Annotated in this window: 13 protein-coding genes; 3 read left to right on the top strand and 10 right to left on the bottom strand. The window is 36.3% G+C overall.

Features of this window, described 5'->3' with window-relative positions:
* Positions 1–2: 2 nt before the first annotated feature.
* From ABIL69_07625 to ABIL69_07610, 4 genes are read right to left on the bottom strand one after another with little or no spacing between them, the layout of a single operon-like run.
* The gene (locus tag ABIL69_07625) at positions 3–2015 is read right to left on the bottom strand and encodes a putative LPS assembly protein LptD (GenBank protein MEO0123856.1); all 2013 of its coding nucleotides are present in this window, start codon (positions 2013–2015) and stop codon (positions 3–5) included.
* A gap of 53 nt (positions 2016–2068) precedes the next feature.
* Entirely contained in the window at positions 2069–3850 is a 1782-nt protein-coding gene (locus ABIL69_07620) for a tetratricopeptide repeat protein (protein ID MEO0123855.1), read from the bottom strand.
* 2 nt (positions 3851–3852) lie between these two features.
* Entirely contained in the window at positions 3853–4242 is a 390-nt protein-coding gene (cdd, locus tag ABIL69_07615) for a cytidine deaminase (protein ID MEO0123854.1), read from the bottom strand.
* A 9-nt stretch (positions 4243–4251) separates the two neighbouring features.
* On the bottom strand, positions 4252–5418 hold the full coding sequence (locus tag ABIL69_07610) for a phosphopentomutase (GenBank protein ID MEO0123853.1): 1167 nt from the start codon (positions 5416–5418) through the stop codon (positions 4252–4254).
* Between the two features lie 85 nt (positions 5419–5503).
* Here ABIL69_07610 and ABIL69_07605 point away from each other — a divergent pair, with 85 nt between their 5' ends.
* From ABIL69_07605 to ABIL69_07595, 3 genes are read left to right on the top strand one after another with little or no spacing between them, the layout of a single operon-like run.
* Positions 5504–6223, top strand: coding sequence for an ABC transporter ATP-binding protein (locus ABIL69_07605; protein ID MEO0123852.1), 720 nt, complete (start codon positions 5504–5506; stop codon positions 6221–6223).
* A gap of 8 nt (positions 6224–6231) precedes the next feature.
* The gene (locus ABIL69_07600; GenBank protein ID MEO0123851.1) at positions 6232–7518 is read left to right on the top strand and encodes an ABC transporter permease; all 1287 of its coding nucleotides are present in this window, start codon (positions 6232–6234) and stop codon (positions 7516–7518) included.
* Positions 7515–8609 (top strand): saccharopine dehydrogenase C-terminal domain-containing protein, encoded by a 1095-nt coding sequence (locus ABIL69_07595; GenBank protein ID MEO0123850.1) that lies wholly within the window; start codon positions 7515–7517, stop codon positions 8607–8609. The genes ABIL69_07600 and ABIL69_07595 overlap by 4 nt, the downstream gene beginning before the upstream one ends.
* Positions 8610–8628: 19 nt before the next feature.
* On the opposite strand, the gene ABIL69_07590 is transcribed toward ABIL69_07595, so the two are convergent.
* The 6 genes from ABIL69_07590 to lysS all read right to left on the bottom strand — a co-directional run bounded on the left by ABIL69_07590 (position 8629) and on the right by lysS (position 14152).
* Positions 8629–9234 (bottom strand): hypothetical protein, encoded by a 606-nt coding sequence (locus ABIL69_07590; GenBank protein ID MEO0123849.1) that lies wholly within the window; start codon positions 9232–9234, stop codon positions 8629–8631.
* Between the two features lie 123 nt (positions 9235–9357).
* On the bottom strand, positions 9358–10407 hold the full coding sequence (locus ABIL69_07585; GenBank protein ID MEO0123848.1) for a protein arginine kinase: 1050 nt from the start codon (positions 10405–10407) through the stop codon (positions 9358–9360).
* The gene (locus tag ABIL69_07580; protein MEO0123847.1) at positions 10400–10873 is read right to left on the bottom strand and encodes a UvrB/UvrC motif-containing protein; all 474 of its coding nucleotides are present in this window, start codon (positions 10871–10873) and stop codon (positions 10400–10402) included. The genes ABIL69_07585 and ABIL69_07580 overlap by 8 nt, the downstream gene beginning before the upstream one ends.
* Entirely contained in the window at positions 10863–11537 is a 675-nt protein-coding gene (locus ABIL69_07575; protein MEO0123846.1) for an ABC transporter ATP-binding protein, read from the bottom strand. Before ABIL69_07575 ends, ABIL69_07580 begins: the two co-directional genes overlap by 11 nt.
* Positions 11530–12729, bottom strand: a complete 1200-nt coding sequence (locus ABIL69_07570; protein MEO0123845.1) for an FtsX-like permease family protein — start codon at positions 12727–12729, stop codon at positions 11530–11532. The genes ABIL69_07575 and ABIL69_07570 overlap by 8 nt, the downstream gene beginning before the upstream one ends.
* A complete protein-coding gene (lysS, locus tag ABIL69_07565) occupies positions 12719–14152 on the bottom strand; it encodes a lysine--tRNA ligase (GenBank protein MEO0123844.1) in 1434 nt (477 codons plus the stop codon). Before lysS ends, ABIL69_07570 begins: the two co-directional genes overlap by 11 nt.
* Positions 14153–14171 lie beyond the last annotated feature (19 nt).

Here is a 14171-nt window from a genome sequence, read left to right as displayed (position 1 = left end):
AATTATTCTATCAAATATCCAAGCAAGCCCCGGCCTATCGCAACTTCGGGTATTTCTTTTATTCGGACTTTGAAATCGTAGCGCCAGTCATTCGCGAACTGAGAGAAACTGAATACCCCTTCCCAGCAATGGAGGTTTCTCGTTAACGCAAGACTGTAATCAACGAATTTTTTTAATCCATAATCATATCTTCCACTATACGAGACAGTCCAGTTCTGAGTTGGTTTTATCTCGCCGACAAAGCTCACCTGATATTTTCCTCCTTTTGTATAACTCTGGTTGATATTTATTTTAAAATTTTCCATCTGGATTGATGTTCCCTGGTCTATAGTATATGTATATTCTTTTGTATACAGATTATATGAGCCACCCAAGCGGGTGCTGAATGCAGTTATGGGTTTGGGAAACGGATTTAAAGGTAGATTAATAGAATAACTCACCGGTGAGATTGTATCATTTAATAAATTGTAGCCACTGTTTAAAGAAATTTGCGCAAAATTTTTCTTTTCGTTTTTTTCTCCAACCTTTGCCTCAAATTCCTGGCTTACACCAAAGCCGATGTTATGAACATGCGCATAATTTGGTATACCATATACGCTTGGGAATCTGCCAAACTTGAAATCCGGTGTATAATTATAGGAAACACCAGGCATTACCTTATGGAGGATTCCTTTTATTCCTAACATTTCAACACTATAGACCCGATATAAATTTGTACTGGCATTGGTAAAGAATGAATAACCGAATCGCGATGGGTATTTATTGCCCGCGGTATCTTCACTGAATACTGCAAAATCAAGATCAAATCCCGGTGAGATTGAGAAAAGGTCAAGAATGTTCTGCTTAAAGGAAGGACTGGTATGGATATTTGCACCACCGGCCTCTGTTTTCTCATGGGGATAAAATTTTCGGTCATAACTAATGTGTCCGGATAGTGAATAGGTGAGAAAAGAAAATAATTGTCTTGAAGGGGTTGTAACAGTGTAGTATGGAATCTTCTCAAAGGTTGTGGTATCGCCAAAATCAACCCTTCTTTCAAGCGTCACACTGTTTCTAATCTCACCAAAATCACGATTAAGCGTTGCCTGGGAGCTTATCTCTTTATCCACCCAGATGATTGTCGTCTCAGCATAGTCAGAACGGTATCTATTATCACTCATATATTTTATATCACAATTAAAATTAGAGCCAAAAAGAAAATACGGGGAGTTATTTCTTGCTTCAATGCTGTATCTTGTTAGCCTTGTATCAATCTCTTTTATATAATTGATATGAAAATTTCCTGCAGAATATGGACTGTAATCCCATACACCTTCAAGGTGAGGCATCATACCTTTTTTCTCCATTGCATCTATCTGAAGGGTCAGGTCAGCGTAGTCAGAAATGACATAATAATAAGCAAAACCCCTTATAAATTTCCCATAGGCACGTGAATTTCCAACCTTGAACGGCAATAACCCTGATTTTCTTTTTGATGATATTGGCACGAACCAGAAAGGCGCCGCAATAACCGGCATATCATATATGTAGAGATAAATCGGTCGGGCAATAACCATATCACCTAAAAAAACCTTCATCCTTGGTGCATAAAAATAATAATGGGGCGGAGAATCGTTGCAGGTCGTGTATTTTCCATCATAGGCATTGACGACCTTCTCTTCCACCCAGTAAATTTTTTTCCCTTCAATAAATCCTTTTTGAATCTGTGTCTTACCAGTATCCATCATTGCCTTTTTTGTCTCAAGGTTGTATTTTAAATGCGTCCCTTTTATAGAATCATTCACCTGTCTCAAATGACATAAGCCAAATGCCTCAAGTGTTTTTCTGTCTATATAATAATAGGCACTATCCGAAAATAATTGAATATCACGATATGATATATATGCGGAATCATTTAAAATAACAATTGCACTATCAAGATTATAGGTTATCATTTTTGCAGAATAGTGAACAACATTAAGACTTTCTGCTGGTAATGTATCATTGTTTATCTGAATAAAGAGAAAAAAAATCATATAAATATGGATTTTATTAAAATGTTTCCAGCACCCAAACCCAAACCCACAGACTATTCTTTCAGGATTTCTTTATAACTATCAAGAACCACCTTATAATATTTCATCGCCTGTTCCTCATCACCCATTGACCGATAGATATCCGCCAACCCCTCGTTTATTGCGATCAATGTTTCAAGGTCAGCGACATCTTTTTCTCTTCGGCATAATTCTAATGCCTGTAGATAATAGTTTATGGCTGATTCATAACCGCCTTTCTTTACTGCAATCTTACTGGCTTTCAGCAAATATTCCATCGTCCGTTTATAATTTTCTGATTTCATATAGTGAAACAGCGCATATTCCTCATATCCTTCACGCCGGCGGTAATAATCTGCAAGCCGCGTATGGCGTGCATTTTTATCCGGGATAAGTTCATAAATAGTTTCGTGGAGTAAAGGCGAAGTAAAGAAATATTTTTTATCTATTCTTCTTAAGAAGTTGTGCTCTACAAGATACTCAAGTTGTTCCTGAATATTTTCGGCAATAGGAAAATCTTGTGGGTCAATTTCGTAACCGAGGGCAGCAAGGGCATATAATAATTCTTTATTTTCTTCAAGCAATTCTACCCGTCTTTTAATGATTGTTTTGTAGTCAGCAAAGGGCAGGCTGAAATTGACAAGTGGATTTTCACCACTGTAAAGTGCATAAAAGTAATCAATCTGTTCTTCATAGTATAAGGCAAGATATTGGGCAATATTGAAGATAGTTGTGGATGGGAAATTTATCTTCTCTCCGATTTCGTTAAATAAATATTCTTCTATCTGCGAACGGTCAATCTCTAAGAGTTCAAATTCCTTTATTCCTTTTAAATTCACCTGGGCACGATTGGAGGTAAAGATAAATATAATATTCTCATCAGACAATTTTGTAATACAATGTTGTAGGAAATTTATTGAAGATGGATCAAGATTTTCTATATCTTCAACAATAACAACCAGGGGTTTTAAATGGGATAGATTTGTCATCACATCACAAATTGTATTAATGATCAATTCAATCCGAACCTTTGTTTCCATCTTTCTTAATATAGTTTCTTCTTCACCAATATTTAGGAAATCAAGGATTGCTAAATAACTTGTGCCGATATCCCTCATTCCTATCTCTTTTAATTTACTTTCAATTATCTTTTGTTTTTCTTCAAGGGTAAAATCTATTTGAATTTTGAATAACTGAATTAATAGGTCACAAACTGGTTTTAATGTAATATTGGAAAGATAGGCTGGCGCAGTTGTTCTCAAAATTTCTTTTTCCTGCCCAAACTCTTCAACTAATTGATCAATGAATACCGTTTTTCCTGTTCCATCCGGTGCAAATATCAAAGCGGATTTTGTAACATTAAGAAAATTTTTGAAGGCATCAATCATTAAAGGACGGGGAATAATTCTTATTTGCTTTTTAAGTTCAGGGAATCTTTCCTTTCCTTTTGGGCAGTCAATACGACAGACAAGAATCTCTGTCTTCATGCCCTCTATTGTAAGCATCCCCAATGAAGTAATATCAAAACTTTCAAGAATTGCTGGCTCGGTATCTGCGGATGTCAGTATCTCTCCAATCTGGGCAATACGTGCCAGTCCCTTAGCAATGCCTATGTATTGAGATATGCCCGTGCGAATCTCTGGATAAATCTCTTTAAGTTTAAACAGGCAGTTAATTATATTTATATCATCATTGGAGAAAACAATTAAATGTTTCTCTGCCTGTTCAACTTTTGAACCAAACCTTTTCAGATTTTCAATAAGATTATGGAATGGCTTTTTCTTTAAATCTCTTACGAGAATTCCAATGTAATACATATTTAACTCCTGATTTTAAATGGTTTTTTTAATAATGTAGCCAAAGGAAAAAATTTAAATTCTTCGTTTTTATTCATAGTTGCAATAACGATATCCGGAGCAAACTCGTTAAGCACCTGTAAGCAGGCACCGCAGGGAAGAATGAAATCATACTGTGGCGAATACATAAGTAATAAAGAAAATTTTTTAACGCCTTCAGAGATACCTTTAAAAACTGCCACTCTTTCTGCACAGATAGTAAGTGAATAAGAGCTATTTTCAATATTTGTTCCAGTATATATCTTCCCATCCGAAGAGTACAATAGGGCACCCACCTGTATTTTTGAATATGGAGCATATGCATACTTTACCGTCTCTTTAAGTTTTTTTATCAGAACTCTGGATATCTTCATCTATTTCCTTTATCCCATTATAATATCAAGAAAATCTTCGCCATTTTTCAAACCGTCTATTTTCATATACCGTGCAATCGTCCGGGCAAGATCAGCAAAAGTATTCCTCACCCCAATTTCTTTTCCTTTCTTTGCATTAAAATAAGCAATAACGGGTACATATTCTCTTGAATGGTCAGTTGATGGTGTAGTTGGATCATTTCCATGATCGGCAGTGATAAATAATAAATCATACTCCTTCAAATCCCGCACAATTTTTTCAATTCCAGCATCCATTTCTTCTAATCCCCGGGCAAAATTCAATATATCATTACGATGTCCCCAGTCCATATCAAATTGAACAAAATTTGCTACAATTAATCCTTGGTCAACTTCCCCCAATGATTTTATAACAAAATCCACGCACTCAAGGTTATTAACAGAGTGAAAGGACTTTGTATAACCCTGTTTAGCAAATATATCATCTACTTTGCCTATCGCAATGACCTCAAATCCACTCTCTTTTGCATAATCAAGGAGTGTAGGCTCAGGTGGTTTCATAGAAAAGTCCTTTCGGTCTTTTGTGCGATAAAAATCAGGCGGTTGTCCTGCGAATGGACGGGCGATAACACGCGCGACACCATGTTCACCCTGTAATAGTTCTCGTGCTATCTCACAAAATCTGTATAATTCATCAAGAGTGAAGACATCAATATGACAGGCAATCTGGAATACGCTATCTGCCGATGTATAAACTATCGGCATTTTTTTTGCAATATGTTCCGCACCAAGTTCTTTTATGATCTCGGTACCTGAGGCAGGATAATTTCCCAGGGTTTTGTAACCAATTCTCTTTTCAAATTCTTTTATAATTTCTTCAGGAAAACCATCGGGGTACGTTGGAAAAGGCTTTTTAAGTATTACCCCCATCAATTCCCAATGCCCGGTCGTTGAATCCTTTCCCGGAGAAATCTCTGCCATTTTGCCAAAAAATCCCTTTGGGTTTTTAATTCTTTTCACACCCTGAATTTCAAGAATGTTACCGAGTCCAAGATTCTCAAGGAATGGTAATTTCAGCCCGCCTACTGCCTTTGATAAATTACCAAGGGTATTGCTTCCCTGGTCATTGTATTTATAAGCATCAGGTAGCTCACCCACTCCCACACCATCAAGGATTAAAACAACAGCCCTTGCCATTGAATTATTATATACATAAATCTATTTTTGTAAAGTAATTTTTATCGTCAACTTGACTATAAATAAGTTTTAAATATAATCATCTATGCCCGCACTCATTGTCAGAGATTTATACAAAAATTTTGGTAAAATCAAGGCGGTTGATGGAATTTCTTTTGATGTGGCAGAAGGCGAAATTTTTGGTCTGATCGGTCCAAATGGTGCAGGTAAGACAACAACTTTAAGAATGATCGCAACACTTTTGCAACCCACAGATGGAATTATAGAAATATTTGGATTTAATGTATTAAAAGAAGGCACGAAGATAAGAGAAATGATAAGTTATCTTCCAGAAGAAGCAGGTGCATACAAAAATCTTAAAGGGATTGATTATCTTAAATTTATGGCAGGTTTTTATGCAAAGGACAATCAAGAAAAACAAAGTATAGTAGAAAGGGCGGTTGAGATAGCAAAACTTGGAGACCGTCTGAATGACCTTATCAGGAACTACAGCAAGGGGATGGTAAGAAAATTGCTCCTTGCCCGTGCCCTGATGCATAATCCGAAATTAGTGATACTTGACGAACCAACATCGGGGCTTGATGTGATAAATTCGCTTGAGGTGCGAAATCTTATCATTGATTATGCAAGGACCGGCACAACGGTAATTGTCTCTTCACACAATATGCTTGAAGTTGAATTCTTATCAAATAGAGTGGCGTTCATCCATCAGGGCAAAATTGTTGAATTCGGGACTCCATCAGAATTACGCAATAAATACAGGGCAGAGAACCTTGAGCAGGTATTTGTAAAGAGTATAAGTTAAAAAGATTAATGAAGAAATTTTTAAATATCTTTCAAAAAGAAATAAAAGACCTTCTGACCTTAAGGATGATACTTCCATTTTTAATGTCCATATTTATACTATTTTTTATCGGTCAGGTTATGCAAAGAGAAGTCGGAAGGGCGATGAAACCCGTTCATATTGGTATTATGGACAAAGATAAAACAAATTCATCTTCCGCGCTAATTGAAGGTTTAAAAAATACAAAGAATTTAATCACAGTTATTTCTGCAGAGGCTGATACCCAGGCGGTAAGGATTGCAAAGGAACAAAACCTTTCTATGGTTGTGATAATTCCTGAAGATTACGAATTAAATTTAAAAAATAAACTGAGTGCTGAAATCAGAGTTTATTCAATAATAACTTCCTTAGGAATTGCGTCTTCTGCCCAGCGTGTAAGTGTGAGAAATTTATTACAAACACTCAATAAAGAAGTTGCAGAATTGTTTTTAAAGGAGATAAATCCCAGCCTAAATTTAGAAATACTTCGCGAACCTATAAAGGCTAAAGAATTCGTTGTCTTAAAAGATATCATTCAGCCGGGCAATGCAGCATTTATCATTGCCTACATTTCAACGCAAACAGTTATCGTACCCGTGGCACTTTTAATGTTAATCATAATAACTGGCACAATGATTGCATCATCAATTGCCCAGGAAAAGGAAAACAAGACCCTTGAGACAATCCTTACGGTCCCTGTTTCGCGATTTACAATTGTTCTTGCCAAGATGCTTGCGGCAGTAGTCCTTGCTATATGCTTTGCACTATTCTTTGTTTTAGCGATGGGCAGTTATATGTCTTCATTTGGTAGTATAGGCACGAGCACAACTGCTGATTTTCAGGGTTTGGGCACAGGTATAAATCTTAGTCTTGATACATACGGCAAAATTTTATTGGGTATAAGCATATTTTTATCGATAGTTAATGCCCTTGCCTTAGCAACACTTTTAGCATTATTTGCCCAGGATGTCAAAGATGCCCAGACCACGATTATGCCGCTCACTATAATGATACTAATCCCATATTTCTTTGCCCTGACCTTTGATCCCGGATCAATGAGTCTGGGTTTAAAGATCTTCACATTTTTAATCCCATTCTCTCATACATTCTTTGCCTTTAAGTTTCTACTCCTCGGACAGAGACTTCCTGTGATACTGGGAATTTTTTATCTACTTTTCTTTGCTGTCGTCTTGCTTTTTATTGCTACAAAAGTCTTTTCGTCAGAGAGAATTTTGACCATGAAGTTCAGTTTTGGAAAATTAAGGAGGATAGTATGAAAATACTGATTCTCGGTTGTGGAATGCAGGGCAGAATTGTAGCAAAATATCTAATAAACTATTATTCTGAAATTACCGTCCTTGACATTGATGAAAATAACCTCAAAACTTTGGATTGCCCTAAAATTAAAAAGGTAAAATTTGATATAAAAGACCAAAAAAGATTGATAAGATTGATGAGCGATTATGATTTAGTGGTTGGCGCCCTGCCGGCGCGGTTTGGGTTCTACTCAATGGAGTGTGCAATTGAAGCCGGGATTGATATGGTTGATATGTCATATTCTTCAGAAGACCCCTTTTTACTTGACCAGGACGCAAAAAAGGCTGGAATAAAAATCGTTCCTGATGCAGGTTATGCGCCAGGTTTGAGTAATATCCTTGTGGGTGAAGCATACACCTATATGAAAAAAATTGACAATTTGAAGATAATGGTTGGTGGCATTCCACAAAAGCCAGTTCCACCTTTCAATTATCGCATTACCTGGTCACCGAGTGATTTGATTGAAGAATATACAAGACCAGCAAGGATTTACCAAAATAATAAAGTAATAACCGTACCCGCACTCACTGGAATAGAAGAATTTTATATCCCTGATATTGGCAAACTGGAGGCATTTTATACCGATGGCTTACGCACATTGTTGAAGACTATGTGTACAATAAAAAATATGGAAGAAAAAACGATTCGGTATGCAGGTCATGCAACAATTTTTAAAACTTTGATTGAATGTGGCTTTTTTTCAAACAAAGAGGTAAAGTTTAACCACACTAAAATCCCTTGTTACGAGTTTATGTTCAATTACCTTAAAGAGGAATTGAGCAAAGGACCGGAATATGATATTACTATTTTGATTATTCAATTACAATCAGGTGCGAAACAGAAAAAATATCGGATAATTGATTATTATGACAGAAAAAACAAAATTACTTCAATGGCAAGGATGACTGCATATTCATGCGCGGTCATTGCTCGATGTATAAAAGATTATCCTCAATTTGGCGTAATCCCGCCCGAATATCTTGGTATGAACCCGCAATTCTGTGAATTTATTAAAAAAGAATTGAAAAAACGTAAAGTTAGAGGACTCTAATCTTTTAAAACGAGAAACTTCAAAACTTTCCTAATTTAAAAGTTATATGCCCGGTTGCACCACTCAAACTTCTGTCACTTATTCCTTCAAGTTCTGCACCATAAATATAGCGATAAGAGCCTCCAATATCAACGCGAAAGACTCTGGTAATATTAATTGTCATTTCTGCAGATGGTTCTAAGACAAAGAAAAAATCTTCATACCAGGGTTCTTCATAGGCGGGAAGTCTGTATTGAACAGAACCACCGCCAATGAGAGTATGTGTTCCAAAATGAACCAATCTTCGTGAACCGAATATCAATTCAAGTATAATGCCGCCGTAACCAAAATCCATATTGAAATTTCTCATTGGATAATTGGTATTCACTTCCATTCTATTCACCATTCCATATAGGCCACCACCTATGCCCAAAAAACGATTAAATGTAACTCCACCCCTTACACCCATTAACATTGCAAATTGGTCATTCAACTCGGTAAATTTTATTGTCAATCCACCAAAGCCTCCTCTATCAACCGGACCTTTTATCAATACCTCATCCTCTCTTTGTTTTGGCACAGTCTCAATCTTCAGTGCAAAGCCTGTTACCAATATCATTAAAAAGATAGTTATGATCTTTTTCATAATAAACTCCTTTCACCTAATTATAATGCAAAAAATATGCCTGGATTTATCCTTGAAATCTTGGGAGTTTATAAATTTTTTTGCATAAAATTTGATAGTTGGTGCACAAATTTTGTGCTAAATTTATGTGGTTTCTATTTTTGCAAGACGGTTTCTGATATATTCTGCCCTTCTTATATCCCTTTCCTGTTCTTCAAGAATTTCTCCATAATATAGTTGTATATTACCGGGTCTTGTAATGAGCATTATCTCATTAAGAACATTTATTTCAAGAAAATTTATTATGCCCAATCCTATTCCGAGTCTTACGGCTGAGAGAAGATTTAAAACTTCATCACTATTTATGAGTCTTGCTGAACGCAGTATTGCAACACTACGATATATCTTATCTTCAAGTTCAAATCTTGCACGTTTCATTATTACATCCCTTGCTTTTCTTTCAAGGTCTATTAGCATCCGTGCAAATTTGTTTATCTTTTCTATCAGTTCATCTTCCTTAAATCCAAGGGTATGTTGGTTTGATATCTGGAATAGATTACCTTTTATTTCGGTTCCTTCACCATATAAGCCACGAACAGTCATTCCCAAACTGTATGTACTCTTCAAAATTTTATCAATTTCATTTGTGTAAACAAGCCCCGGTAGATGGAATAGAACCGATGCCCTCAGCCCGGTTCCGAGATTCGTTGGGCAAGAAGTAATGAATCCATAATTCTCGTTGTAGGCATATCCGAGCTCCTGTCCAAGGATTTCTTCAAACTCATATACGGCACTTGCGGTATTTGTCAAATTCAATCCACAGGATAAACCCTGAATTCTCAGGTGATCTTCTTCATTCACCATAACTGTAACATTTCCTTTTTCACTTATAAAAACTGCCGTGGGTTGTTCCTTTTTTATTATCGCAGGCGAAATTAAATGAGATTCAAAAAGGGATTCTTTCTCAAGTGGTTTCATTTTGTTTAAATCCAGATACTTTCCTTTAAAGTTCATCTCTAATGCTGATTTTACAACCTGAACAAGTTTTTCTGCATCCTGATTTTTCATCTTTATTTCAAAGGGGATACCCTCAATATTCCTTGCTACCCTTGTGCGCGTAGAAACAACTATTTCCTTTTCTTCGCATTCCTGATTAAATTCAGGAGAAATCAGCCACTTGATATTATCAAACATTCTCAACACCCAATGTTTTTAATTTATCCCTTATCTGAGCAGCATCTTCATAGGCCTCTTTTTCAAGGGCACGCCTTAATTCTTCTTTTAATCTGAAGACCTCTATTGCCCTTCTACCACCCGGCTTTGCCCTTTTTCCGATATGCTTTTCGCTATTCTGGACTTCTTTAATCATTGTCTTGATATATGGTTCAAAAACATTAAGACAATTGGCACATCCAAATCTCCCAACCTTCTTGAATTCAGCAAGATTCAAAAAACATACCGGGCATATCACATTTTCATCTTCGTGACTTGTATTCTTAAGTAATTTCTGGAGAACTTCCAGGGGCGATAATTTTTTCTCACTCAAAATACCCTTTTTTTTGGCACAATCTTCACAAAGGTGAACTTCTTTTATCTGTCCGCCTGAAACATCTTTAAAAAAAATGCTTGCCGGCTTTTTCTTGCAATCATCACAAAGCATATAACCTTCCTTCTTTTAAATTATAAACAATATCACCCAATCTTGCAATATCCATTGAATGCGTGACCAGAATTATTGTTCTTTCTTCACTTTTTAGATGAATAAACATATCCATTAGTTTATTCGTATTTTCATAGTCAAGATTACCTGTGGGTTCATCGGCAAGGATCAAAAGCGGATTGTTTATTAAAGCACGGGCGATTGCTACCCTTTGTCTCTCTCCGCCCGAAAGTTCATCGGGTAATCGTGAACTTTTATCTATTATCCCGAGCATCTCAAGAATCTCAAATGCCCTTTCTTGAGCAGATTTTATATTCTCGCCATTGAGATAGGCAGGAAGCATAATATTCTCTAAAACCGTGAACTCAGGTAAAAGGTGGTGGAATTGAAAAACGAAACCTATGTTTTTATTCCGTATCTTTGATAATGATTCGTCATCATTTTTAAATAGGTCAATATTATTAAATAATACCCTTCCTTTTGTAGGGCGATCAAGGCTCCCCAGGATATTAAGCAGGGTAGATTTCCCGCTTCCCGAAGGACCAAATATCACCACAAACTTTCCTTTCTCTACCTTGAGATCAATACCACGAAGAACATTTATTGTTTCATTTTTCAAATAATATATTTTTTCAATATTCTCAGCAATCAATATTTCATTCATTGCGTAATGCCTCCACGGTTACAAGGCTTGCAGCACGAAATGCAGGATAAATTGTTGCCAAAAAACTTATGAGTATCGCAGCGATTGAAACCGCAACAAAATCATTAAAAGACATTTCTACAGGTAGGGTCTGGATAAAATATACATCTCCCGGGAGGTTTACAAATTGATATTTATTTAAAAGATAACAGGCAATAATTGAAAACACTATTCCTAAAATTGTGCCAATGATACCCATTATACTTCCCAGGAAGATGAAAACACGCATAATCTGCCTTCTGGTAAAACCATAGGAACGCAGAATACCGATCTCTTTTGTCTTTTTCTTGACAATGTTAACCAGAGTGCCTACAATATTAAATCCGGCAACAATTATAATCAAAGTTAATACAATGAATGTAACAATCTTTTCTAATTTTAATGCTGCGAATACGGAATGATTTGATTCTATCCAATCCTGGACGCGAAATGGATAACCAATTTTTTCTTCAATTTTTTTTGAATAAACCGGTGTTTTATAAACATCATCCACCTTCAGTTCAATCGCACTCACTGCGTCGCCAATTTCAAATAATGATTGAACATCTTTGAGATTCATATAAACGATCGTGGCATTAAAATCATAAACACCAAGATCAAAAATTCCTTTAAGGATCAATCGCTTTGAACGAGGCAGAAGTCCAATCTGTTCGGTAAAAGGCGAAGTGATAATTATTGTATCACCAACATTCGCTTTCAGATTATGTGCCAGTTCAACACCAATCACGCAACCGTTTTCAAGGTCAAATACGCCATCAATTATGTGCTCACTTACTTCGGTTATATTCTTTTCTAATTCAGGTATTACACCTCTGATTACAACCCCATCTACATTTCTCTTATTTCGGATCAAAGATTTGGTGATGATGAAAGGTGCCTTTGCCTTAATAAATGACAGCCCTTCAAGTTTTTCCATAATCTCCCGATAATTTTCTAATGGCTCATTAAAAAATCTCCGAACTACTATATGCGGTGTCCCGCCGAGGATACGCCGCCTCAGCTCATTTTGAAAACCATTCATTATGGAAAGGGTGATAAGCAACGCACTGACACCCACAAATATGCCACCAATCGCTATAAGCGTGGATAGGGAAAAAAACCTCCTGTTTCTGGAGCGCAGGTATCTGCGGGCAACGAATAGTTCAACGAGCATCCTCTCTCCTTAATTGTGGGAAGAGTATCACATCCCGTATTGAAGGTTGATTTAAAAGTATCATACATAAGCGGTCAACGCCTACCCCTAATCCACCGGTCGGGGGCATGCCATATTCAAGTGCCTCAAGGTAATCCTCATCTATCTCACCAATGCCTTCTTCTTTCTGGGCCAATTGTTGTTCAAACCTCTTTCTCTGATCAATCGGGTCATTCAATTCACTAAATGCGTTGGCAACCTCAAGCCCGAAAATAATCAACTCAAATCTTTCAACAAGTTCAGAATTGTCGCGGTGTTCCTTGGCAAGTGGTGAAATAATCTTGGGATAATCAATGACAAATGTTGGTTCCAGTAGATTCTTCTGAACAAGTTCACTGAATAGTTTGTCAATTTTATAACCAATCGTTTGTCCCTCGGTCTTAATTCCAAATTTCAAACATAACGCATCAAGTTCTTTTTCAGAAATTCCAAGAATGTCCACGCCCAATCTTTCTTTAAGTGCCTCAGTATATTTGACTCTTTTAAAAGGTCTCTTTATTTCAACGGTCCTATCTTGAAATGTGATACGATTTTCAGAATAAAGGTTTTTCACAAGAAATTCAAAGAGTTCTTCCACCAATTCCATTACACCAAAATAATCAGTATATGCCTGATATGCCTCAATCATTGTAAACTCTGGATTATGGAATCTATCCAATCCTTCGTTTCTAAAATCTTTGCATAATTCCCACACCCTTTCATAACCGCCAACAATCAACCTTTTTAGGTAAAGTTCGTCTGCAATACGCAGATACATCTCTTGTCCCAAGGCATTATAGAAGGTCTTAAAAGGTCTTGCTGCAGCACCACCGTATATCGGTTGTAAGATCGGAGTCTCTACCTCAAGAAATCCTTTTGAATCAAAGAACTTTCGTAATAGAGAAATTATTTTAGAACGATTTTTGAATATTTCTCTCACTTCTGTGTTTGCAATTAGATCAAGATATCTTTTGCGGTATCTAATCTCAATATCCTTTAATCCATGCCATTTTTCTGGTAGGGGTCTCAATGATTTTGTAAGAAGAACAAATTTTTCAACAAGGATAGTTATCTCGCCAGTCTTCGTTTTGAATACCTTTCCTTCCACGCCGATAAAATCGCCAATATCAAAGTTTTCAAAAACAGTAAATTCTTCTCCCAGGTCCTGTTGTCTAAGATAAATTTGAATCTTTTCGTTTTCATCATTGAGTGTTGCAAATGTAGTCTTACCATGCCCTCTTATCGCAATAATCCTTCCCGCAGTTTTAACCACAATCTGGGAACTGGATAGTTTTTCAAAATTCTGTTTAATTTCACTGAAGTTATGGGTTCTATCAAATCTATATGGATAAGGGTTAATATTTAGTTCTTTTAATTTATTTAGTTTATTAATGCGCTCTTCCATACAGAATAATACACTAAAC

The organism is candidate division WOR-3 bacterium (assembly GCA_039802005.1).
Classification (GTDB): domain Bacteria; phylum Hydrothermota; class Tepidihabitantia; order SM23-42; family JAOAFX01; genus JAOAFX01.
The sequence above is the reverse complement of the archived record's forward strand: the minus strand, read 5'-3'. Positions and strand labels throughout refer to the sequence as shown.